General features: G+C 70.1%; 20 protein-coding genes. 12 read left to right on the plus strand and 8 right to left on the minus strand.

All coding sequences use genetic code 11. The annotated features are described in order from the left end of the window. The first annotated feature begins 58 nt into the window (after positions 1-58). The 6 genes from ACFXC1_RS47745 to dnaK all read left to right on the plus strand — a co-directional run bounded on the left by ACFXC1_RS47745 (position 59) and on the right by dnaK (position 8,131). Entirely contained in the window at positions 59-490 is a 432-nt protein-coding gene (locus ACFXC1_RS47745) for a hypothetical protein (RefSeq protein ID WP_381255737.1), read from the plus strand. Between the two features lie 82 nt (positions 491-572). After that, positions 573-2,648, plus strand: coding sequence for a phage holin family protein (locus tag ACFXC1_RS47750; protein ID WP_381255740.1), 2,076 nt, complete (start codon positions 573-575; stop codon positions 2,646-2,648). A 79-nt stretch (positions 2,649-2,727) separates the two neighbouring features. Next, complete coding sequence (locus ACFXC1_RS47755; protein ID WP_381255742.1) at positions 2,728-3,789, plus strand: ATP-binding protein; 1,062 nt, start codon at positions 2,728-2,730, stop codon at positions 3,787-3,789. 67 nt (positions 3,790-3,856) lie between these two features. After that, positions 3,857-5,662, plus strand: a complete 1,806-nt coding sequence (locus tag ACFXC1_RS47760) for a vWA domain-containing protein (protein WP_381255745.1) — start codon at positions 3,857-3,859, stop codon at positions 5,660-5,662. A gap of 53 nt (positions 5,663-5,715) precedes the next feature. Continuing rightward, the gene (locus ACFXC1_RS47765) at positions 5,716-6,141 is read left to right on the plus strand and encodes an OsmC family peroxiredoxin (protein WP_318019803.1); all 426 of its coding nucleotides are present in this window, start codon (positions 5,716-5,718) and stop codon (positions 6,139-6,141) included. Positions 6,142-6,256: 115 nt separating this feature from the next. Then, positions 6,257-8,131, plus strand: a complete 1,875-nt coding sequence (gene dnaK / locus ACFXC1_RS47770) for a molecular chaperone DnaK (RefSeq protein ID WP_381255748.1) — start codon at positions 6,257-6,259, stop codon at positions 8,129-8,131. Here dnaK and narJ read toward each other — a convergent pair. From narJ to ACFXC1_RS47790, 4 genes are all read right to left on the minus strand, one after another. Continuing rightward, positions 8,128-8,625: a nitrate reductase molybdenum cofactor assembly chaperone gene (gene narJ, locus ACFXC1_RS47775; protein WP_381255751.1), complete on the minus strand. Its 498-nt coding sequence runs from the start codon at positions 8,623-8,625 to the stop codon at positions 8,128-8,130. The two genes, dnaK and narJ, sit on opposite strands and share 4 nt — an antisense overlap. A 263-nt stretch (positions 8,626-8,888) precedes the next feature. Further along, complete coding sequence (locus ACFXC1_RS47780; protein ID WP_381255753.1) at positions 8,889-9,704, minus strand: SAM-dependent methyltransferase; 816 nt, start codon at positions 9,702-9,704, stop codon at positions 8,889-8,891. Positions 9,705-9,780: 76 nt separating this feature from the next. After that, positions 9,781-10,644, minus strand: a complete 864-nt coding sequence (locus tag ACFXC1_RS47785; RefSeq protein WP_381255756.1) for a helix-turn-helix domain-containing protein — start codon at positions 10,642-10,644, stop codon at positions 9,781-9,783. A gap of 85 nt (positions 10,645-10,729) precedes the next feature. After that, complete coding sequence (locus ACFXC1_RS47790) at positions 10,730-11,569, minus strand: helix-turn-helix domain-containing protein (RefSeq protein WP_381255758.1); 840 nt, start codon at positions 11,567-11,569, stop codon at positions 10,730-10,732. Positions 11,570-11,740: 171 nt separating this feature from the next. Here ACFXC1_RS47790 and ACFXC1_RS47795 point away from each other — a divergent pair, with 171 nt between their 5' ends. Next, positions 11,741-12,046 (plus strand): 4a-hydroxytetrahydrobiopterin dehydratase, encoded by a 306-nt coding sequence (locus ACFXC1_RS47795; protein ID WP_381255761.1) that lies wholly within the window; start codon positions 11,741-11,743, stop codon positions 12,044-12,046. 29 nt (positions 12,047-12,075) lie between these two features. Next, positions 12,076-12,825 carry a class I SAM-dependent methyltransferase gene (locus tag ACFXC1_RS47800; protein ID WP_381255763.1) on the plus strand — a complete coding sequence of 250 codons (750 nt, stop codon included), beginning with the start codon at positions 12,076-12,078 and terminating at the stop codon, positions 12,823-12,825. On the opposite strand, the gene ACFXC1_RS47805 is transcribed toward ACFXC1_RS47800, so the two are convergent. After that, entirely contained in the window at positions 12,803-13,270 is a 468-nt protein-coding gene (locus tag ACFXC1_RS47805) for a hypothetical protein (RefSeq protein WP_381255765.1), read from the minus strand. The two genes, ACFXC1_RS47800 and ACFXC1_RS47805, sit on opposite strands and share 23 nt — an antisense overlap. Further along, positions 13,267-13,746, minus strand: coding sequence for a hypothetical protein (locus ACFXC1_RS47810; RefSeq protein WP_019071363.1), 480 nt, complete (start codon positions 13,744-13,746; stop codon positions 13,267-13,269). Before ACFXC1_RS47810 ends, ACFXC1_RS47805 begins: the two co-directional genes overlap by 4 nt. 39 nt (positions 13,747-13,785) lie before the next feature. Here ACFXC1_RS47810 and ACFXC1_RS47815 point away from each other — a divergent pair, with 39 nt between their 5' ends. Next, positions 13,786-14,769 carry a helix-turn-helix transcriptional regulator gene (locus ACFXC1_RS47815; protein WP_381255768.1) on the plus strand — a complete coding sequence of 328 codons (984 nt, stop codon included), beginning with the start codon at positions 13,786-13,788 and terminating at the stop codon, positions 14,767-14,769. 117 nt (positions 14,770-14,886) lie between these two features. Here ACFXC1_RS47815 and ACFXC1_RS47820 read toward each other — a convergent pair whose 3' ends face one another. Next, positions 14,887-17,805 (minus strand): glycoside hydrolase family 48 protein, encoded by a 2,919-nt coding sequence (locus ACFXC1_RS47820; RefSeq protein ID WP_381255771.1) that lies wholly within the window; start codon positions 17,803-17,805, stop codon positions 14,887-14,889. A 276-nt stretch (positions 17,806-18,081) separates the two neighbouring features. Here ACFXC1_RS47820 and ACFXC1_RS47825 point away from each other — a divergent pair, with 276 nt between their 5' ends. Together ACFXC1_RS47825 and ACFXC1_RS47830 are read left to right on the plus strand one after the other, a co-directional pair. After that, positions 18,082-19,563 (plus strand): cellulase family glycosylhydrolase, encoded by a 1,482-nt coding sequence (locus tag ACFXC1_RS47825; protein WP_381255774.1) that lies wholly within the window; start codon positions 18,082-18,084, stop codon positions 19,561-19,563. 89 nt (positions 19,564-19,652) lie between these two features. Beyond that, positions 19,653-21,368: a glycoside hydrolase family 6 protein gene (locus ACFXC1_RS47830; protein WP_381255777.1), complete on the plus strand. Its 1,716-nt coding sequence runs from the start codon at positions 19,653-19,655 to the stop codon at positions 21,366-21,368. Between the two features lie 70 nt (positions 21,369-21,438). Here ACFXC1_RS47830 and ACFXC1_RS47835 read toward each other — a convergent pair whose 3' ends face one another. Further along, positions 21,439-22,209, minus strand: a complete 771-nt coding sequence (locus tag ACFXC1_RS47835; protein ID WP_381255780.1) for a phytanoyl-CoA dioxygenase family protein — start codon at positions 22,207-22,209, stop codon at positions 21,439-21,441. Between the two features lie 124 nt (positions 22,210-22,333). Here ACFXC1_RS47835 and ACFXC1_RS47840 point away from each other — a divergent pair, with 124 nt between their 5' ends. Next, on the plus strand, positions 22,334-23,278 hold the full coding sequence (locus ACFXC1_RS47840) for a class I SAM-dependent methyltransferase (protein WP_381255783.1): 945 nt from the start codon (positions 22,334-22,336) through the stop codon (positions 23,276-23,278). Positions 23,279-23,363: the final 85 nt, after the last annotated feature.

The raw sequence follows: 23,363 nt of genomic DNA on the forward strand, positions 1-23,363 counted from the left end.
CCGAAGCCTACGGGCAGGAGTAGGGTCGGCGGCGAAACCCGGAGGTGAGGGGGACGCCATGGGACAGGTACGCGGTGCCTTCGGTATGCCGATGAGGGTCCGGGTCACGGCGATCGCCAGCCTGACACCGCTGGAGGAGCTGGACGAGGACCCCTTCCTGGTCGACTCGCGCAGCCAGCACGCCATGTGCGCCCGCTGGGCCGCCGACCACGGCTATGTGATCGCCCGCGAACTCCTTGTACGCGGACTGCGCCCCGACCACAGCGCCCTGTGGGACGGCGTCCGCCCAGGCCTCGACCTGTTCGTCGCCCCCAGCCGCCGGGTCCTGGAGAGCGCGCTGTCCTCCGTCGAGGAGTTCACCGACGAGTGCGCGCGCCGCGGGGTGCGGATCGAGACGGTGGGCCGCGCGGAACCGTCGTACGACGCCCAGGCCAAGGCCCGGGTGCACCGGCGGCTGTCGATGCCCACGGCCGGCTACGACGGCCGCTAGCAGCGGGGTCCCCGCGTCCCGTATGACAGGCTGGGGACAGGCCCGCCAGGTCGACGGGCCCGGGACGTGAGGTGTACGGGGCGTGGGCGGAGGGCGTTGGCGGCGGCTCGCCAGTCAGGTCGGGCGGAGCATCGCGGTGTGGGCCGTCTCCACGGTCACCATGCTGGTGCTCGCCGGGATCCTGCCGGACTTCCAGCTCCAGTCGGCGGACGGTGACAGCGCCACCCGGATCGGGGTCACGGCCGCGCTCGGCGCCGGTGCCTTCGGTGTGCTGTCGGCCCTGGTCTGGCCGCTGCTGGTACGGCTGTTGCTGCTGGTGCCCGCACTCGTCCTCGGCCTCCTCGTCTTCGTCCTCAACGGCTCGCTGCTGCTGATCGCCCTGCGCATCAATCCGGACGGCGGGCTGCGCGGCCAGGTCGCCCCCGAGACGGCCGTGGTCGTCGCCGCCGTGATGTCCGCCGTCGCCTCCGCGACCGGCGGTGCCCTGGCCGTACGCGACGACGACGCCTACCGCCGCCGCCTCTACCGCCTCGCCGACCGCCGCCGCAGAGCCCTCCCGCCCGGCCCGTCCTCGCCCGGCACCGTCTTCCTCCAGCTCGACGGCGTCGGCCACGACGTCCTGCTCGACGCGATGGAGAAGGGGCTGATGCCCACCGTCGCGCGACTCCTCGGCGGCGACCGCCCCACCCACCGCCTCACCCCGTGGCGCACCGACTGGTCCAGCCAGACCGGCGCCAGCCAGCTCGGCATCCTGCACGGCTCCAACCACGACATCCCCGCGTTCCGCTGGTACGAGAAGGACACCGGCGAGGTGATGGTCTGCAACCGCCCGACCAGCGCCGCCGAGCTCCAGCGCCGCGCCATCGAGCACACCGGCGACGGCGGCCTCCTCACGGTGGACGGCGCCAGCCGCGGCAACCTGTTCAGCGGCGGCGCCGACGAACAGGCCCTCGTGCTGTCGATCGCGATCCGCCGCCGGGGCCGGGACAACCGTTCCCGCGCGGGCTACTTCGCCTACTTCTCCGACCCCGCCAACGCCGTCCGCACCGCGATGTCCTTCGTCGCCGAGGTCGGCCGCGAGATCGGCCAGTCCACCCGCTCCCGCCTCACCAGGCAGCGCCCCCGCGTCAAACGCGGCGGCCTCTACCCCCTCGTCCGCGCCTTCGCGACCGTCGTGGAACGGGACGTCGTCGTCGCCGCGGTCATGGGCGACATGCTGGCCGGCCGCACCGCCGTCTACGCCGACCTCGTGGCCTACGACGAGGTCGCCCACCACTCAGGACCGCGCAGTCGCGACGCCGCCAAGGTCCTCCAACGTTTGGACCGTTCCCTCGCGTTGATCGAGAACGTCGCCGAGCACGCCCCGCGCCCGTACCGCATCGTCGTCCTCTCCGACCACGGCCAGAGCCCCGGCGAGACCTTCCAGGGCCGCTACGGCCTCACCCTCGGCGACCTGGTCCGGGCAGGCTGCGGGCTGCCCGTACCGCGCCGGGCCCGCCGCACCCACAGCGGCGCCGAAGCCCGTGCCGCCGTCCGCGCGGCGCTGCGCAGGCCCGCCAAGGACGGCGACGAGCGGCAGGCCCACTCCGGCCGGCACTCGGAGCCGATCGTGCTGGCCTCCGGCAACCTCGGCCTGGTCTCCTTCCCCGATGTGCCGCACCGCATGACCAAGGAGGAGATCGACGCCCGCCACCCCGCCCTCCTCACCACACTCGCCAACCACCCCGGCGTCGGCTTCGTCCTGGTGCGCAGCGAGGAGTACGGCGGAGTCGTCCTCGGCGCGCACGGCGCGGAGCTGCCGGTGGCCGAACTCGACGACAAGCAGGGCCCGTTGGCGGACTTCGGCCCCGGGGCCGCGGACGCCGTCCGGCGCACCCACTCCTTCCCGCACACCGCCGACATCATGGTCAACTCCTGGTACGACCCCGCCGAGGGCGAAGTCCTCGCCTTCGAGGAGCAGATCGGCTCCCACGGCGGTCTCGGCGGCTCCCAGAGCAAGCCGTTCCTGCTGTCGCCGCACGCCCTCTCCGCGCCGATCGACGACGACGAGGACCTGGTCGGCGCCGAGCACATCCACCGCGTACTGCGGCGCTGGCTGCGGGAGTTGAACGGCCCCCAGGTGCCCGTGCCGACGGAGCCGGAGGAACGGGCCGCCTGAAAATGGGCTGCGGTGGTCGGGGCGTGCGCACACACTGGTCGAGTCTCCCCACCCCGAACCTCCTTCAGGAGCCGCTGCTTTGCAGGCTGCCGTCACCGTCACTCCCGCCCGGATCCCCGAACTGCTGCTGGGCCTCGCGACCGTCCGCCCCGTCTTCCTCTGGGGCGCGCCCGGCATCGGAAAGTCGTCCCTGGTAAGGGAGTTCGCCCAGTCGCTGGGCCTGGAGTGCGTCAGTCTGCTCGGTACGCAGCTCGCGCCCGAGGACCTGATCGGCGTACCGCAGATCCGCGACGGACGCTCCGTGTTCTGCCCTCCGGAGGCCATCGCGCGGGACGAGCCGTACTGCCTGTTCCTGGACGAACTCAACGCGGCCACACCGGATGTGCAGAAGGCGTTCTACTCGCTGATCCTGGACCGCCGTATCGGAAACTACGAACTCCCCAAGGGCTCCATCGTGATCGGCGCCGGCAACCGCGCGACCGACAACGCGCTGGCCCGCCCGATCGCCTCCGCGCTGGTCAACCGGCTCACCCACGTCCACCTGGAGGCCTCCCCGAAGGACTGGCTCGTGTGGGCCGCGTCCAACGGCATCCACCCGTGGATCCTCGACCACCTCACCGACCGCCCCGACCACCTGTGGTCCAAGCCGCCGAAGACCGAGGAGCCCTTCTCCACGCCCCGCTCCTGGCACATGCTCTCCGACGCGCTGGGCTCCTTCGGGCCCGACCTCGACGAGTACACCCTCAAGGTCATCGCGCACGGCACGCTGACGCCCGCCCACGCGGTCGCGTTCTGCGGCTACGTCAAGATCGTGCGCAGCCGCTTCGGCATCGAGGCCGTCCTCAAGGGCGACGCCCGCTGGCCGAACCGTACCGAGGACCGCGACCTCCTGTACTACCTCGCCGAGTCCTTCCGGGGCCGCCTCATCAAGGAACTCCCCGCCAGCAAGGAGCACTTGTCGGCGAACGGCCGCCAGACCGCGTACCGCGCCAAGTCCCTCCTCGTCCAACTCGCCGAGATCTCCGTCGAGGTGGCGCAGAGCGTCATCGCCTCGGACGACGACGGCAACCCGGTCCTCCCGGCCTGGTTCCTGGTGGAGGCGGCCCGGGACATGCCCCGGCTGGTGGAGGCGCGGCGATGAGGGGCACGCGCGAACCGGCGCTGTGGGCACGGGAGTTGCGCATGTCCCCCGTGCCGGAGGCGGCGCCGTGAGCCGTACCCGCAAGAAGGACCCCGAGAAGAAGAAGCCCGACCCGGCGACCGAGGCGTTCACGGCCGGGCTGAAACTCGTGTGGGCCAACCCCGCGCTCGCCGCGATCGACTTCGAGCTGTGCCGGGAGGAGGAGTGCCGGGCCGCGCCCCGCGACGGGCTCGTGCTGGTCAACTCCAACGGGTATCTCCACGCGCACCCCACCCGGCTCGCCGAACCCGCCGAATGGGCCTGGTCGATCGCGCACGCGCTCATCCACCTCGGCTTCGGCCACGTCCCCGGCGCCAACGGCGAGCGCGAACAGCCCGACCGCTTCGACCTCGCCGCCCGCTGCGTCGTCGTCAACCGCTTCCTGCTCACCTTTCCCGTCGGCCGCACCCCCGAGGACTTGCCCGCCGCCTACCCCGCGGGCGACGAGGAGCAGCTCGCGGCCCGCTGGCGCCAGGGCGGCATCCCGGCCGCCTATGAACACTGCGGTACGGCGGGCAGCGACCCCGACCAGGTGCTCGTACCGTGGCACGGCTGGCCCGGGAAGCCCGTGGACTGGCAGATCGCCTTCGCGAGCGCCCTCACCCGGACCATGTCCGTCGCCATGGACCTCGCCGGCGGCCGCCGCGAGTCGATGTACGGCGGCCCCACCCGGCTGCGGCCCTGGGAACGCGCACTGAGCTGGTTCGTCTCCAACTACCCGCTGCTCGGCGGCATCGCCGCCGGCATCACCCTCGTCGCCGACGCCGAACTCGCCCGCGCCCACGGCATCTCCGTCGCCGCCGTCGACACCGAGGCCGCCGAGATCTACATCAACCCGCTGCGCCAGTTCGACGACGAGGAATGGCGGTTCGTCCTCGCCCACGAGATGCTGCACGCCGCGCTGCGCCACGGCGACCGCTGCGGCACCCGCGACCCGTTCCTCTTCAACGTCGCCGCCGACTACGTCATCAACGGCTGGCTGCGCGAGATGGACATCGGCACCATGCCCGAAGGCCTGCTGTACGACCCGGAGTTGAAGGACCTCTCCGCCGAGGAGGTCTACGACCGGATCACCGCCGACCTGCGCCGCACCCGCCGCCTGGCCACCCTGCGCGGCAAGGGCACCGGCGACATCCTCGGCGGCCCGCTCGGCAGCCCCCGCGACTACGTCGACCTCGACGAGTTCTACCGGCGCGGCCTCGCCCGCGGCCTGGACCTGCACCAGCAGCACGAACGCGGCTTCCTGCCTGGCGGGTTGATCGAGGAGATCCGCGCGCTCAGCCACCCGCCGCTGCCCTGGGACGCCCAACTCGTCCGCTGGTTCGACGAGTTCGTACCCAGACCGGAGCCCGTACGGTCGTACGCCCGTCCCTCGCGCCGCCAGTCCTCCACCCCCGACATCCCGCGCGCCGGGCGGTACTTCCCGCCGGAGGAGGTCGCCCGCTGCACCTTCGGTGTCGTCCTCGACACCTCCGGCTCCATGGACCGCACCCTCCTCGGCAAGGCACTGGGCGCGATCGCCTCGTACGCCGAGGCCCGTGACGTACCGGCGGCCCGGGTCGTGTTCTGCGACGCGGCCCCGCACGACGCGGGCTATGTGCCGGTCACCGACATCGCGGGCCGGGTGCGGGTGCACGGGCGCGGCGGGACCGTACTGCAGCCCGGAATCGACCTGTTGCAGCGCGCCGACGACTTCCCGCCGGGGGCGCCCGTCCTCGTCATCACCGACGGCTGGTGCGACGTACTGCGGGTGCGGCGCGAGCACGCCTATCTGATTCCACAAGGCGCTCGCCTGCCGTTCACCCCGCGTGGGCCGGTCTTCCGGGTGCGCTGAACCGGAATGTGATCGGATGGCCCCGAACGACATCCGCGTCGAAAGGAATCACCGTGGCAACCACGCGCACCGCACACACCGTCTGGGAAGGCGAACTCATCAAGGGCAGCGGCGAGGTCACGTTCGACTCGTCAGGCATCGGTGTGCAGCCGGTGACGTGGGCGTCGCGCGCCGAGCAGGCCAACGGAAAGACCAGCCCCGAGGAACTGATCGCGGCCGCCCACTCCAGCTGCTTCTCCATGGCGCTGTCGCACGGCCTCACCGGCGCGGGCACCCCGCCCACCCGCCTGGAGACCAAGGCCGACGTCACCTTCCAGCCCGGCGAGGGCATCACCGGCATCCACCTCACCGTCCGCGGCGAGGTCCCCGGCCTGGACGAGGCCGGTTTCGCGGCCGCCGCCGAGGACGCCAAGAAGAACTGCCCGGTCAGCCAGGCGCTTGCGGGTACGACGATCACGCTGACGGTCGAATCCGCCTGACTCCGGCCCCCTCTCCCACCTCGATGCCGCACCCGGAAAAGGGGTGCGGCATTGACTTTCCGCCACTCAAGTTTTGTGCTGGAGATCGGGCAGCGCCTGGCGGAAGGGGACGGCTATGGGACGAGCGGTCGGGATCGATCTGGGGACCACGAACTCGGTGGTCGCGGTACTGGAGGGCGGAGAGGCGACGGTCGTCGCCAACGCCGAGGGAGCGAGGACCACACCCTCGGTGGTGGCCTTCGCCAAGAACGGCGAGGTACTGGTCGGTGAGGTCGCCAAACGGCAGGCGGTGACCAACATCGAGCGCACCGCGCGCTCGGTGAAACGCCACATGGGCAACACCGACTGGCGGTTCCCGGACACGGGAACCATCGACGGAACGCGGTACCGCGCCCAGGAGCTGTCCGCGCGGGTACTGCAGAAACTGAAGCGGGACACGGAGGCCTACCTCGGCGAGGACGTCACCGACGCGGTGATCACCGTCCCCGCCTACTTCGACGACTCCCAGCGCCAGGCCACCAAGGAGGCCGGCGAGATCGCGGGCCTCAAGGTCCTGCGGATCATCAACGAACCGACCGCCGCCGCCCTCGCCTACGGCCTCGACCGCGGCGAGGAACAGACCGTCCTCGTCTTCGACCTCGGCGGCGGCACCTTCGACGTCTCCCTCCTGGAGATCGGCGACGGCGTCATCGAGGTCAAGGCCACCAACGGCGACACCCATCTCGGCGGCGACGACTGGGACCAGCGGGTCATGGAGTACCTGGTCAAGAAGTTCCAGGGTCAGTACGGCATCGACCTCGGCAAGGACAAGATGGCGCTCCAGCGGCTGCGCGAGGGCGCCGAGAAGGCGAAGATCGAACTCTCCTCGGCCGCCGAGACCACGATCAACCTCCCCTACATCACCGCCTCCGCCGACGGACCGCTGCACCTCGACGAGAAGCTGACCCGCGCCCAGTTCCAGGAACTCACCGCCGATCTCCTCGACCGCTGCAAGACCCCCTTCCACCAGGCGGTCAAGGACGCCGGCGTCAAGCTCTCCGCCGTCGACCACGTCATCCTCGTCGGCGGCTCGACCCGGATGCCCGCCGTCACCGACCTCGTCAAGGAACTCACCGGCAAGGATCCGCACAAGGGCGTCAACCCCGACGAGGTCGTTGCCGTCGGCGCAGCCCTCCAGGCGGGTGTCATCCGCGGCGACGTGAAGGACGTCCTGCTCCTCGACGTCACCCCGCTGTCCCTGGGCATCGAGACCAAGGGCGGCATCATGACGAAGCTCATCGAACGCAACACGACCATCCCGACCCGGCGTTCGGAGATCTTCACCACCGCCACCGACAACCAGCCCTCGGTCGGCATCCAGGTCTACCAGGGCGAACGTGAAATCGCCGCGTACAACAAGAAGTTGGGCGTCTTCGACCTCACCGGCCTGCCGCCGGCCCCGCGCGGCGTCCCGCAGATCGAGGTCGCCTTCGACATCGACGCCAACGGAATCATGCACGTCTCGGCCAAGGACCTGGCGACCGGCCGCGAGCAGAAGATGACCGTCACCGGCGGCTCCGCGCTCCCCAAGGACGACATCGACCGCATGATGCGCGAGGCCGAACAGTACGCCGACGAGGACCGCAGGCGCCGCGAGGCCGCCGAGACCCGCAACCAGGCCGAACAACTCGTCTACCAGACCGAGAAGTTCGTCCGCGAGAACGAGGAACGCATCCCGGCCGACACGCAGTCCGAGGTCGCGGCGGCGGCCACCCAGGTCAAGACCCTCCTGGAAGGCGAGTCCGACACCGCCGAGCTGCGTGCCGCCGTCGAGAACCTCGCGACCGTCAGCCAGCGCATGGGCCAGGCCATGTACGCCCAGGCCGCCCAGGAGTCCCCGACGGAGCAGCCGGAGACCCCCACGGAACACACGTCACCCCAGGAGGAGGAAGGCGTGGTCGACGCGGAGATCGTCGACGACGAACGCGAGGCGAAGGGCGGCGCGGCCTAGCTCACGGTCCGCCCGCCGGTCCCGGCCGGCAGGGTGGCGCACACGGCGTCCAGGACGGAGGCGTACGGCGTGCCGAAGTCGGCCAGCCGGGCGCGGAGTCGGTCCAGCGTGCCTCGGTACTCGGAGAGGAGGTGGAGGTCGCCGGTGCGGGCGGTGAACTCCAGGACCGCGGGCAGGTAGTCGGGCGGCTCCTCGCCGGTGAACTCCAACTCGTGCGCGCGGTACAGCTCTTCGAAGCGGACCAGGGACATACCGCGCCGCCGGGTGTCGCCGTCGTGCCACCGACTCAGGTACAGGCTGTACCGGTTCTCGAAGTCGAAGACCTGCACGTAGTGCGCGGCGAGTTCCCGGGGCGGGGTGAGGGCGGCGTGGTCGACGAACTCCCGCAGCTGCGGGGCGGCCTCGCGCAGCAGCGGGAGCCGGGCGCGGAAGTCATCGTCCGGGTAGGTCAGGCAGAGTGCGGCGGCCTGGTACAGCACGGCGTCCGAGGGCATCAGGCCTCCATCGCCCGGACACGTGCCGCGGCGGGTTCGACTACCTCGCCCCAAGTGGCTACAGGATCCTGTATGCGATATTCCGCGTCTGTCTCACGGCCCCTGGCCGGCCCGGTGTGCGGTATCCGCGTGTCCGTCACCTGCGCTCCCTTGCTCGCCCGTGGTGTCGAACCTAGGGCGGGGCAGGGGAGCGCACCCGTTCACGGCAGCCGTACGGGTCAGAACCCGCGGACGTGCAGGGCAGGAGCCCGCGGGCGTAAGGGTCAGTGCTTGACGGCCACCCCGCCGTAGACCGGGACGACGCCCTCCGCCTGGGCGGCCACGTCCTCCGGCTCCGGCCGCCAGCCGTAGACCGAGATGACCCCCGGGCCGAGCAGCTCCAGGCCGTCGAAGAAGCGCGAGAACTCGGCCAGCGAGCGCGGGTAGAACGGGGTCCCGCTGCGCCGGAAGTGCTCGGCGGCCTTCGCGATGGCCTCGGGGATGAGGTCCGGGGTGACCTGCGACAGCACCAGGTAGCTGCCCGGGGCGAGGACGTCGACGTACCGCTTGAGGAGGCCGTACACGTCGTCGCCGTCGGGGTCGTCACCCAGGTAGTGGGTGAGCGCGACCAGCGACAGCGCGACCGGCTGCGTGAAGTCGAGGGTCTCGCCGGCCAGCCGCAGGATGGTGTCCGGGTCGCGGACGTCGGCGTGCACGTACTCGGTGCTGCCCTCGGGCGCGCCGTGCAACAGCGCCTCCGCGTGCCGCAGCACGATCGGGTCGTTGTCCGCGTACACGACCTTCGCGTCCGGGGCGACACTCTGCGCCACCTGGTGAAGGTTCGGCTCGGTGGGGATACCGGTGCCGATGTCCAGGAACTGGCGTATCCCGGCCTCGGCGGCGGTCCGCGTCGCCCGGTGCATGAACCGGCGGTTGGCCCGCGCCCCGCGCACCGCCGTGCCGTCCGAGGCGAGGATCCGGCGCGCGAGCTCCTCGTCCACCGGGTAGTTGTCCTTGCCGCCGAGCCACCAGTCGTACACCCGCGCCGGATGCGGCCGGCTGGTGTCGATACGGGTGGGCGCGGCTTCGGATCCGGTCATGCGGTGTCGTCTCCTCGGGAGTTCGGGTCGGTGTGCCGGGTGCTGTGCCGGGAAGCGTGCTGTGTGCGGGCCGTGCTCAGAAGGTCTCGCGGTAGTCCCGCAGGATCTTCTTGGTGCGCTGTGCGGACGCGGCGTGCGCCGTCATGTGGTCGAGGACCTCCAGATGCGCGGAGACCTCGGTACGGGAGTCCAGATACAGGGCACCGGTCAGATACTCGGTGAACACCATGTCGGGCAGCTCCGGTTCGGCGAAACGGAACAGCGAGAACGGGGCGTACGTCCCCGGGTGCGGGCCGTTCTCGAACTCCGCGACCTGGAGCGTGACCCGGTCGCGCTCGCCGAACTCCAGGAGTTTGTCCAGCTGTTCGCGCATCACCTCGCCGCGCATGCTCACCGGACGCCGCAACACCGTCTCGTCCATGATCACCCAAAGGTGCGGCGGATTGTCCCGCTCCAACAGCCCCTGGCGCGCCATCCGCAGGGACACATGCCGCTCGATGGTCTCCGGACCGTTCTGCCCGATCGTCCCGGCCTCCATCACGGCACGCGCGTAGTCCTCGGTCTGCAACAGGCCGGGCACGAAGTGCGGTTCGTACGACCGGATCAGCCCGGCCGCGCCCTCCAGGCTCACATAGAGGCTGAACCACTCCGGCAGCACGTCGTGGAACCGCTGCCACCAACCCGGCTGGTTCGCCTCCTCGGTGAGCGCGACGAACGAGTCCGCCTCCTCGTCGGAGACCCCGTACGTGCTCAACAGCACCTGCACATACGGCACTTTCAGCGCGACCTCGGCCATCTCCATCCGCCGTACGGTCGCCGGAGCCACCCGCAGGACCTGCGCGGCCTCCTCGCGTTTGATGCCGGCCGCCTCGCGCAACTCCTGGAGCCTTCTGCCCAGCACTACTTGGCCCACGGTGGGCGCGGGCCGCCGCTCACTCACGCCACGCCTCCCCATACGCGCCGAAGTCTGGGGGCAGTGTGCCATGTTCCGGCCATTGTCTCAGCGGTTCAGGGATGATCATCCGTCAGTCTCCGCGCTCACGCAGGTACTTGGCCGTCGCCGGATCGGCCGGGAGGAACGTCTCGATCGCCAGCTCCGAGACCGTCACGTCCATCGGAGTGTTGAACGTGGAGATCGAGGAGACGAACGACAGCACCCGGCCCTCGTGCTCGATCCGCATCGGCAGCGCGAAGTACGGTACGGAACCGGCCGGTTCGGCCTCGTCGCCGGCCGCCTCCGGCACCGGATACGCGGCGACCTCCTCGTACAGTGCCCGCAGCGGCTCGGACCGGTGCAGCGCGATCTGCCGCTCCATCTGCGCGAGGAGATGCCCGCGCCACTCACCCAGATTGCGGATGCGGGGCGCCAGTCCCTCGGGGTGCAGCGTCAACCGCATGGCGTTGAGGGGCGGTTGGAGCAGGGACTCCGGTACGCCGTCGAGCAGCATGGTGATGCCCCGGTTCGCCGCGACCACCGTGTAGGTCGCGTCCACCACCAGCGCCGGATACGGCTCGTAGCCCTGGATCAGCCGCTCCAGACCCTCGCGCAACGCGCCCAACGCCGGGTCGTCCAAAGGGGTTTCCGGATAGCGCGGGGCGTAACCGGCCGCCAGCAGCAGGGAGTTGCGCTCCCGCACCGGCACCTCCAGGTGCTCGGCCAGCCGCAGCACCATCTCCTCGCTCGGCCGCGACCGCCCCGTCTCCACGAAGCTGATGTGCCGCGCCGAGGAATCGGCCCGCAACGCCAGCTCCAGCTGACTGACCCGCCGCCGCTCCCGCCAGGCACGCAGCAACGGCCCGACACCCTTGCCCGCGGAGGTGCCGGTGCCGGTGCCGGTGCCGGTGCCGGTTGCGACGATGGTCATACGCACGACCGTAGTCGAAGCGGCCCGCCCGTGAACGGACCGGGAACCCGTCCGGGGGAGCCGCGTACCGGACTCACCCGGGGGAACTCGTCTGACCAGGCACGCAGCCCGCCGCCTGTGGCACGCTGAAGTGGCCGAAGAGGAACCCGACCCCGAGGAAGGACCCAGGCCATGGCCGTCGCACCGCTGTCGCAGAAGGAGATCGAGGACCGCCTCGCGGAACTCCCGGGCTGGTCCGCCGACGCCGACCGCCTCACCCGCACCTACCGGCTCGGCACCCACTTCGCGGCCACCGCCATGGTCGTCCACATCGCCCAGGTCCAGGAGGAACTCGACCACCACTCCGACCTCACCCTCGGCTACAACACCGTCGCCCTGGCCGTGAACACCCACAGCGTCGGCGGCGCGATCACCGACCTCGACTTCCAACTCGCCCGCAGAGTCGAGGACTTGGCACCCGGACACGGCGCGGCCTGACCGCACGGGACGGTTAGGAGCGACAGCGCGTGCTCGACTACGACAAGGAAGCCGACGCCTACGACGCGACACGCGGCGGCGAGCCCCGGGCCGCCGCCGCTGCCGAAGCCGTACTCGGCCTCGTCCCGAAGGCTGCCCGCGCCCTGCTCGACGTGGCCTGCGGCACCGGCATCGTCACCCGCCGGCTCGCCGCAGCCCGCCCCGGCCTGCGGGTCAGCGGCCTGGACGCCGCACCCGCCATGGTCCGTACGGCGGCGACCCGGCTCCCCGGCGCCGTACTCCTCGCGGACAGCCGCCAACTTCCCTTCCCCGACGGGGTGTTCGACGCCGTCACCACCATCTGGCTGCTGCATCTCGTGGCGGGTCCCGAAGACGCCCGGGCGATCATCGCGGAGTGCGCGCGGGTGCTGCGACCGGGCGGGGTGTACATCACCACGGTCGACAAGGCCGCCGCCCACGACGTCGGCAGCGACATCGACGCCGTCCTCGCCCCGCGCCCCCGCCGCCCCGCCCAGGACCACTCCGACCACGTTCGCGCCTACGCCGCCGAGCAGGGCCTGCACCCGGCAGGCACGGCCCGCTTCCGTGGCCACGGCCAGGGCCGCAGCCCCCGCAGCACCACCGCGGACCTGCGACGCGGCTGGTTCACCATGCTGCCGCCCGGCGAACCGCTCACCGAACGGTTCGTCGAGCGACTGGAGTCGCTGCCCGACCAGGAACGGCCGCGCGCTGACCCCGAGTTCACGATCCTGGCCTTCAGGAAGCCTTCGGCCGGGTGAAGTCCATCGTCCAGTTCGTCACCCAACTCGCCCCGTCGTCCACCGAGAACGCCTGCTCCCAGCGCGCGCCGCTCGCGGAGACCCCCGACCACACGAACCGCACCCGCACGTCTTTTCCGCCGTGTGTGTCGTCGCCGTAGAACTCGCCCCGGCCGCCCTCGAACCCGCCCGTCACCGGCGGGAACAGCTTGCCGCTGCGGCTCGACGACCAGTTCAGGGACCACAGTTCGGTCTCCCGGTCGAAGAGCCGCAGGGTCAGCCCCTTCGATCCCAGATACGGCATGTCGATCTCGTCGACGTTCGCGGCGCCGTCGAAGAGCGACCGGCAACGACTGAACCCCGTGAACTCCTCCCAGCCGCTGCCGGGTTGGAGGAATTCGGTGAGACGACGGTTCACGACCTCCCAGTCGCCGTGCAGGAAGTCGAAGTCGCGCGGGCTGCTCATGAGCGGTCTCCCGTGGTTCCGGCGGGCAGGGAGTCCGCCAAGTAGGCGTCGAGGTCCGGTACTTCGGGCGCGAGGAGGTGCCGTACCCAGGCGTCCCGTTCGTGCAGGATCGGCGGCAACTCCCAGACGCAGCCGATCCACGGCAGGTCGGGTGTGACGAAGTGGGTGGGGTCGAGGTCGGGGCAGCCGAGCACCGGCTGGCCCGCCGACGCGCCCCGGAAGTGCAGGACGTTGTCCCACACCCAGCTGTACGCGTTCAGATAGGCACCGTCGTCACCGCCCCGGTGCAGGACGACGAACGTGGCCGGCGGAGTGCCGTCCGGCTCGGGCAGCAGCTTCGGCAGGATCGCGTATGCCGCCGCCTCCACCTCGGGCGCGATCCCGGCCGGGTCGGCGGTGACGTGGTAGCGCTTGACGCGCCGCCCGGCCACCTCGATCGGCGGTGGCACGGTCAGCAGTTTCTCCGTGAAAGGCATGACAGGACGCTAGGACCACTTCACTGACATCCTGTGGCAGTGAAGTCCAGCAGACTCCTCTCGATCCTGCTCCTGCTCCAGACCCGGGGGAGGATGACCGCCGCCCAGCTCGCCGAGGCACTGGAGGTCTCGGTCCGCACGATCTACCGGGACGTGGAGGCACTGAGCGCGGCAGGTGTCCCGCTGTACGGCGACGCGGGCCACGCCGGCGGCTACCGCCTTCTCGACGGCTACCGCACCCGCCTGACCGGCCTCACCACGGACGAGGCCGAGGCCCTGTTCCTCGCCGGGGTGCCGGGACCGGCCGCCGAACTGGGCCTCGGCCCGGTCCTGGCCGCCGCCCAGCTGAAGATCCGCGCGGCCCTGCCGGCCGAACTGCGCGAACACGCCGACCGGATCAGCGGCCGGTTCCATCTGGACGCGCCGGGCTGGTACGCGGACGCCGACGAGACACCGTTCCTGCATACAGTCGCCGACGCCGTATGGAACAACCGTGTTCTGTATGCCGTCTACCGCCGCTGGCGCGAGCCGACCGACGTGGAACGCCGACTGGAGCCGTACGGCCTGGTCCTGAAAGCGGGCCGCTGGTATGTCGTGGCCGGTCCCGGCCCGCGCACCTTCCGCGTCGACCAGATCCTCGCACTCACCACCTCCGACCCCGACTCGGCCGAGGAGTTCACCCGCCCGGACGACTTCGACCTCGCCGCGTACTGGACCGCCCACCAACGCGACTTCCACGACCGCCTCTACCGGAGCGAGGCGGTGGTCCGGCTCGCCCCCGGCGCGACCCTCGCCCGGGCGGTCCCCCTCACCGGACGGCCGGAGCCCGACGGTTGGACCCTGATGTCGGTCCCCATCGAGTCCATCGACCACGCACACGGCGAGTTCCTGAGCCTCGGCACGGACATCGAGGTCCTCTCACCACCCGAACTCCGCGACCGCATCACCCGCACGGTCGCCGAACTGGCCGGAAGATACGGCAACCTGCTCACCGGCGGACCGGGCGACCCCCAGTGCGGGTAGGGGCCGCCCGGCGGCAGCGCCCCTCAGGGGCGCGGGGCAGTATCGATTTGCGGTTCCGCCGCGGGGCGCGACCAGCCACAACGGACCCGCAGCCAAAGAACCACCCGACAAGCGCAGCTATTCAAGAAGCTCCGCATACGACCCCATGGCCAACGCGACTTCCGCCTGTGCCCAGAACCGGTGATACGTGAAGACAGGCGCGGCCCCGCCCGCCAGATAGCTCTGGATCTTCGACCACGCCGGATCGTTCTTGTAGAAGGACCGCAACGAGGCGAACGTGGAAGCGGAGTTGATCGCGTCCCCGTTCGGCATCGTCCCGCTCCACCCGCTCGGCACATACACACTGTCGTTGAACCGGTTGTAGTCGGTGCGGGTCTCCGGAACGGCGATGCCCAGACTGTCCTGGTAGTTGTTCCACATACCGTCGAGAAGAGCCTTCGCCGTCGTCTTCGCCGCGGCGGAACCGGACTTCGCGGCGTAGTACGTCAGCGTCTTGGCGTACGCGGCGGCCACGCCGACGTCGTTCGTGTAGTCGGCGACGGTGACATGAAGTCCCGTATTGGTCCCGGGACTTGACGCGTTCCAGGTGTCGGGCTGGCCTGACCACTGGAGGGTGGAGGGGATCAGATACGTGCCGTCCGGGTTGATGGTGGTCTTGGACAGCGCCCACGCCACCCACTTGTCGAGGACGGCTTTCGCGCTCGCGTTTCCCGTCTGCTGGTAGTACTCGGCGACCCGTTCCATCGACCACGCCTGGAAGCCGAACCACTGGTTGGACGGCGGGTCGTGGTAGACGGGCTGCTGGTCGTAGTACATGCCGTAGAACGTCGACGTCCCGGCCGGCGGACTCGCGTACCGCCCCTGCCAACTGTTTGTCGCCCCACCGGCGATGGCACCCTCGCTCGACTGCAGCCAGCGGTAGAACTCCAGCTGCCGGGTCAGCGAGGTACCCCAATCCGCAGCGCCTGTAGCGGACTTGGGCTTCAGGTCCGCGTTCGAGCTCAACGCATAGGCGGCCAGGGGGTTTTGATAGCCCCCGTGCACATGGCTGGACCCGATGCGCCATGCCCAGCCCGCGCTGGTGTCGTTCGCGCCGCCCCAGGCGTAGTACCAGGACAGCAGATAGTCGGAGGCGTCCTTGCCGGTGCCGGCCGGGCAGGTGGACGGTCCGACGCAGTTGCCGATTTTCTTGAAGTACTTGTCGTACATGGCGTAGCGCAGGTAGTCGCCCATCTTGGCCGCCTTGCCGACGGTCGCGGAGACGTCGGCGCCCTTGCCCTGTTCCTTGGCCCAGGTGTCGGCCCAGTACGCGGCCTGCACGGCCCGCGCGTCGGCGTCGGGAGCGTCGGTGTACTTCCACTGCCTGGCGTAGGAGGAGTCACCGGTGAAGAGGTCCAGGTAGCCGTTCTTGCCGCCGTACTTGAAGGCGTCGCAGGTGGGCTGCGGCACCGTCTCCCAGACCGACTCCTGGGGTCCGCGCTGGAAGGTGTTGATGTACGACGGCCCGCTCGCCGCCGGTCCCGCCTCGCACCCGCCGCCCGGTGTGTCGCCGTAGCCGTAGGTGTTGTCGACGTCCTCCAGCCAGTGCATACCGTAGACATCGTCCGTACCGTATGCAGTCTTCAGTTCACCGGCGATCGGATCCGATCCCACCGACACCGAGGTGTCGAGCTTCGCCGGGTACTCGTTCGGGGTGTCCAGCTCGGGTGCGTAGGTGGCCGGTTTGGACGCGTTGTAGAAGGAGTTGGTCGGCTGGTCGGCGTGGGTGGGGATCATGTACTTCTCCATGAGGGCCCAGGCGCCGTTGAACTTCGACCAGTCGCCCGTCACCTTGCCGTACATGGCCTGGAGCCACAGCAGATAGCTGTACGCCTCCGACGTGGTCTCGTGCCCCTGGTCCGGCGCCTCGACGATCAGGGTCTCCACCGAGTGGTAGGGAATGCCCTGAGGGGAGAAGTAGCCGTTCGCCGGGTTGGAGATCTTCCCGTAGAGGTCGAGGAAGCGGGCGTCGTACGCGTTTGCCGCCGCCAGCTCCGTCACCGTGACCGTCGCTTTGGTGAACCCCGTCGCCGTCGAGTCGAAGGACGCCGAACCGGTGCCGGACGCGTCGGCCGTGACGGTCACCGTCTGTGCGGTGTTCCAGTTCGACGGCGTGAACGTGAGCGTCCCGCCGCCGGTGACGGACAGCCCCGTGTTGCCGCCCGCGCGGGCCGTTGTGACCGTCACGTTCGCCGACGGCTGCGAGGACAGCGACACCGCGTATGTGCCCGACTTGCCTTGCTGGACGCCCAGTTGGGTCGGCGAGGCCACGATCGCGGGTCCCGAGGCGACGGTGATGCCGACCGGCGTGGACGCTCCGGACGCGCCCAGGCTGTCGTACGCCTTCGCCACCAGTGAATGACTGCCCACGGTCAAACCAGAGGTCGAGAACGAGTACGGCGAGGTCGTGTCCGTGCCGAGCAGCGTGGTGTCGTCGTAGAACTCGACCTTGCTGATCGTCGCGTTGTCGGCCGCCGCCGCGGTCGCCGCGAGCGGGATCGCGGCCCCCTGGGTGTAGATCGCGCCCGCGCTCGGGCTGGTCAGCACCGTGATCGGCGGCTGATGGGCGCCGGCGCAGGTGGTGCCGTTGATCGCGAACGAGGTGGGCGCGGTGTTCGTCCCGCTGTAGCTGAACTGCGCGCCGGTCGAGACGGCCGCGCCCGCGGCGATCGTCCCGTTGTAGGACGCGTTCGTCACCGTGACCGCGCTGCCGGACTGGGACCAGGTGCCGTTCCAGCCGTTGCTGAGCTTCTGGTTGCCCGAGTAGGCGTACGTCAGGGTCCAGCCGTTGATCGCGTCCGTACCCCGGTTGGTGAGGGCCAGATCCGCGGTGAAGCCGGAGCCCCAGTCATTGGTCTTGTAGTCCACGCTGCACTGAACTGTCGCCGCCTGGGCGGGAGTTGTGCCCGTCGCGAGCATCGAGACGGGAAGTGCGAGGGCCGCCGCGACGGCGGTCCACAGTCGCCGTGTCACACGGCGTCTCCTTCTGGGGTGCATGTGCTGGTTCCTCCTTGCGGCTCGGAGGGGTGGGGGTGGAGCAGCAACAAGCCTTGAACCAGTGGGAGCGCTCCCATCGTGGGGACGGGGGTGAGAGGCGTCAAGGTGCTTACGGAGTCGAAATGATTCGACAGGCGTGGATTGAGGGAAAGTCAGCGAAAGTCTGTGACTCCCCTGTCCTTTGCCGTCACTTGGCGCTACCTTCCTGGACACCAGTGGGAGCGATTCCGTCAGTCGACGCGTCCGTGGAGGCGCCCGACCTGCAAGGAGTCGCTCATGCGACACCCCCCGCGTTCAATCCTTTTAGCCGTCGCCGGCGCGACCGCCCTTGTCGGGGCCATGGTCGTTCCGGTGGTCACGGCGTCCGGCGCCACCCCCGCGTGCACGGTGACGTACTCGGTCACCAGCCAGTGGGCCACCGGATTCCAGGGCGCAGTGCAGATCACCAACAACATGGCACCGGTGACCAGTTGGAGCCTGAGCTTCGACTTCTCCGGCGGCCAGAAGGTCACCCAGGGCTGGAACGCCAAGTGGTCCCAGTCCGGCACGACGGTCACCGCGACCAACGAGAGCTGGAACGGCTCGCTCGGCACCGGCGCGAGCGTGAGCGCCGGGTTCCTCGCCAACTGGTCGGGGAGCAACGCCGTACCGTCCGCGTTCAAGCTCAACGGCACGACCTGCAACGTCGATTCGGAGCCGACACCACCGACCTCGCCGCCTCCGACCTCACCGCCGCCCAGCGGCACCGCACCCGCACTGCACGTCTCCGGGAACAAGCTCGTGGACGCCAACGGCACCAACCGCCGTCTGCTGGGCGTCAACCGGTCCGGCGGCGAGTTCATGTGTGTGCAGGGCTACGGCATCTGGGACGGTCCGGTGGACGACGCGGCCGTCGCGGCGATCGCCGACTGGAAGGCGAACGTGGTCCGCATTCCGCTCAACGAGGAGTGCTGGCTGGGCCTTTCGAACATCAAGCCCGAGTACGCGGGCGCCAACTACATCGCCGCGGTAAAGGACTTGGTGGCGAAGGTCGAGGCGCACGGCATGACGCCGATCGTCGAACTGCACTGGACCTACGGCCAGTACACCGGCAACTCGGCGGGCTGTTCCGACGTGCACGCCACCTGCCAGAAGCCGATGCCGGACGCGCAGTACACCCCGTCGTTCTGGTCCTCGGTCGCCGGCACCTTCAAGGGTGACCAGGCCGTCGCGTTCGACCTGTTCAACGAGCCGTATCCGGACCGCGCGACCTCCACGACCACCCAGGCGTGGCAGTGCTGGCGGGACGGCGGCACCTGCCCCGGCATCGGGTACGAAGTCGCCGGTATGCAGGATCTCGTCGACGCCGTACGGTCGACCGGCGCCAAGAACGTCATCATGGCGGGCGGCCTCGCGTACTCGAACGACCTCAGCCAGTGGCTGGCCTACAGGCCCACCGATCCGGCCGGCAATCTCGTCGCCGCGTACCACGTGTACAACTTCAACACCTGCGCGAGCGAGAGCTGCTGGAACTCCACGCTTGCCCCCGTCGCGGCCCAAGTGCCGCTGGTGGCAGGGGAGATCGGCGAGAACACCTGCTCGCACGCCTTCGTCGACCAGGTCATGAAGTGGTTCGACGACCGCGGGCTCTCGTATCTCGGCTGGACCTGGAACACCTGGGACTGTTCCGCCGGTCCGTCGCTGATCTCCGACTACGCCGGTACGCCCACGGCGTACGGCATCGGGCTGCGCGACCACCTTCGCGCCCTCAACGGATAGGCGCTCCCGCACACCGACAGCGCACATCGAACAGCGCACACAACAGCACCCGCAACCAACTTCCTTACCAGACAAGGAAACCCGCACTCATGAGCCGTACCAGAACAGCGTTGCTCGCTGCCTTGGTGCTCGTCGCCGGGGCCTCGGGGACGGCGGTCGCCGCCGGCCCCTCCGCGGACGTCGGCATCGCCGCGATCCCGTGCAGCGTCGACTACAAGGTGCAGAACCAGTGGGACACCGGCTTCACCGCCGCCGTCACGATCACCAACAACTCGGCAGCCAAGTCGAGTTGGGCCGTGAGGTGGTCGTACGCCGGCAACCAGAAGGTCACCAGCGGCTGGAACGCGAAGATCAGCCAGAGCGGGACCGCCGTCACGGCGGCCAACGAGACCTACAACGGGAGCCTGCCGACCGGGAGTTCGGTCAGCTTCGGCTTCAACGCCTCCTACAGCGGCACCAACGCCCTCCCGACCGCCTTCACCCTCGACGGCGTGACCTGCAACGTCGACGACGGCAGCGGCGGGGGAGGCGGCGGTGGCGGCAGCGATCCCAGCGGCCGGGTCGACAACCCGTATGCGGGCGCCAAGGTGTACGTCAACCCGGAGTGGTCGGCGAAGGCCGCCGCCGAGACCGGCGGCAGCCGGATCTCCAACCAGCCCACCGGCGTCTGGCTCGACCGCATCGCCGCCATCAACGGGGTCAACGGCGGCATGGGTCTGCGCGCCCACCTCGACGCGGCGCTCGCCCAGAAGGGCAGCGGCCAGGAGGTCGTCCAGCTCGTCGTCTACGACCTGCCCGGGCGCGACTGCGCGGCCCTCGCCTCCAACGGTGAACTCGGCCCGACCGAAATCGGGCGCTACGAAAGCGAGTTCATCGACCCGATCGCCGCGATCCTCGCCGACAGCAAGTACGCCTCGCTGCGGATCGTCACCACGATCGAGATCGACTCGCTGCCGAACCTCGTGACCAACACGGGCAGCAAGGCCACCGCCACCCCGCAGTGCGACACGATGCTGGCCAACGGCAACTACGTGAAGGGCGTCGGCTACGCGCTGAACAAGCTCGGCGCGATCCCCAACGTCTACAACTACATCGACGCCGGCCACCACGGCTGGCTCGGCTGGGACGACAACTTCGCCCCCGCCGCGAACCTCTTCTACCAGGCCGCCAACGCCGAGGGCGCGACCGTGAACGACGTGGCCGGCTTCATCACCAACACGGCCAACTACAGCGCCCTGAAGGAGAACAACTTCACCATCAACGACAGCGTGAACGGCGTCTCCGTGCGCCAGTCCAAGTGGGTCGACTGGAACCGCTACGTGGACGAGCTGTCGTACGCCCAGGCGTTCCGCAGCCAGTTGGTGTCGGTGGGCTTCAACTCCGGTATCGGCATGCTGATCGACACGTCCAGGAACGGCTGGGGCGGTTCCGCCCGGCCCACCGGTCCCGGAGCGACGACCAGTGTGGACACGTACGTCGACGGTGGTCGCTACGACCGCCGGATCCAGGTCGGGAACTGGTGCAACCAGTCCGGAGCCGGTCTCGGCGAGCGTCCGCAGGCCGCCCCCGCGACCGGGATCGACGCCTATGTGTGGATGAAGCCGCCGGGTGAGTCGGACGGCTCCAGCACGGCCATCGCCAACGACGAGGGCAAGGGTTTCGACCGCATGTGCGACCCGACGTACACGGGCAACGCGCGCAACGGCAACAACATGTCGGGCGCGCTGCCGAACGCCCCGCTGTCCGGGCACTGGTTCTCGGCGCAGTTCCAGCAGCTGATGGCGAACGCGTATCCGCCTCTGTAGGCCGGTTCTCAGCCGCCGGTCGGTGGGGGCTGGTCGCGCGGTTCCCCGCGCCCCTTCGGGGGCGTGGGGGTCAGCCCTCCTTGGACAGCCCCCGGCGGATCGCGAACTCCACCGCCGAATAGTCGCCGTTGGACCGGTCCAGGTCGTAGGGGACCACCGGATCCAGCGGTGGCTGCGCCAGGAAACGCGGCCGGGTGCCGTGGTTCGGCTGGGCCGCGTGCACCAGGAAGGGATGGCACAGGTAGACGTCACCGGGGCTGCCGGTGGCGTACGCGAGCGGGCGGTGGGCGGTGGCCTCGACCAGGCGCGGGGCGATCTCCAGACCGGACACCCCCGCCTCGCCGTACGGTTCCAGGAGCGGCGGTACGTCGAGGTGCGAGCCGACACGGATGCGGGTCGGGGCGTTGTCCTCGGTGACCTCGCTGAACAGGAACAGCATCAGCAGCGCCCGGTCCCGCGACCGCAGATTGACGTACGACCAGGTCTCGCCCTCGGGGGTGTAGCTCCCGTCGATGTGCCAGCCGGCGTCGTCAGGTTCGTCCTGGTGCGGGAAGCGCAACGGGAAGGCGCCGAGGCCGTAGCGCGTCGCCCAGCGTCCCTCGCCGACCAGGAGGTCGAACGCCTCGTGCAGGGCGGGGGAGTTGGCGGCGGCGGCGAACGGGCCCTGCCCCATGCCCGGTACCCAGACCACGGGGTCCTTCCAGGTGCCGGGGTCGTCGGGGTCGTAGCCCGTCTCCCGCCACAGCAGGCGCGCGCAGTCCGCGGCGACGCGCGGCGGGAAGGCGCCGGCGATCTTCACGAACCCGTCTTCGAGGAAGTGTTCCAGCAGCAGGTCGTCCATACGGGGCATGGTCGGCGAACGACGCCCCTCTCCGCACCCCGTTTTTGCCGCTTCGGCAACGGAAGTGGCCCCCGGACGGTGCGTCGGCGCAGGCTGGCGGCACCCGGACGAGAGGCTGACCACCATGGCGCACGAGCACGACGAGAAGCACGCCCCCCACCACAACGACCCCGCCGGTCAGGAGCAGGGCCACGAGCCCGCCCAGGGTTACCACCGCCACGACCACACCGACATCGACTGGGCCGTCATGGGCCCGTTGCTGGAGTCGCAGGCGGAGCTGTTCGCGCCGCTGTACGAGCGGGCCATGGCGTGGCTGGCGAAGGAGCGGACCGACCCGGGGCTGATCGTCGACGCGGGCAGCGGGCCGGGTGTGGTCTCGGGTCTGTTCGCGGAGACGTTCCCGGGCGCCCGGGTCGTGGCGGTGGACGGTTCCGGACCGCTCCTGGAACGGGCCAGGGCCCGCGCCGAGCGGCTGGGCTACGGTGACCGCTTCGGCACGCTGACCGGTGAACTGCCGGATGTGCTGGGCGAGTTGGAGTACCCGGCCGACCTGCTGTGGGCCAGCCGCAGCCTGCATCACCTCGGCGACCAGCGCGCCGGTCTCGCCGCGTTCGCGCAGCGGCTCGCTCCCGGCGGCACCCTCGCCATCATGGAGGGCGGTCTGCCCTCCCGTTTCCTGCCGCGCGACTTCGGCATCGGCCGCCCGGGCCTGGAGGCGCGGATCGACGCGATCGAGGCCGAGTGGTTCGCGCAGATGCGCGCCGACCTCCCCGGCGCCGTCACCGAGACCGAGGACTGGTCCGCCCTGCTGACCTCGGCGGGCCTGAAGTACACCGGCAGCCGCAGCTTCCTCCTCGACCTGCCCGCCCCGGCCCCGGACCGCGTCCGCGCCTATGTCGCGACCTGGCTGACCCGGGTCCGTGACGTCTACGGCGACGCCCTGGGCGCCGAGGACCGGTCCACCCTCGACCGGCTGGTCGACCCGCAGGACCCGGCCGGTGTGCACCGGCGCGCCGATGTGTTCGTGCTCGCCGCGCACACCGTGCACACGGCGGTGCGGCCGGTGTGAACGGCCCGTGAACTCGGCGGCTTGACTTCAAGAGTGCTCGAGGTGATGAACTGCCCTTCCGAAAATGCGGAGTTCACCGACCCAC

The sequence above is a fragment of the Streptomyces hokutonensis genome (genome assembly GCF_042751305.1).
Taxonomy (GTDB): domain Bacteria; phylum Actinomycetota; class Actinomycetes; order Streptomycetales; family Streptomycetaceae; genus Streptomyces; species Streptomyces hokutonensis_A.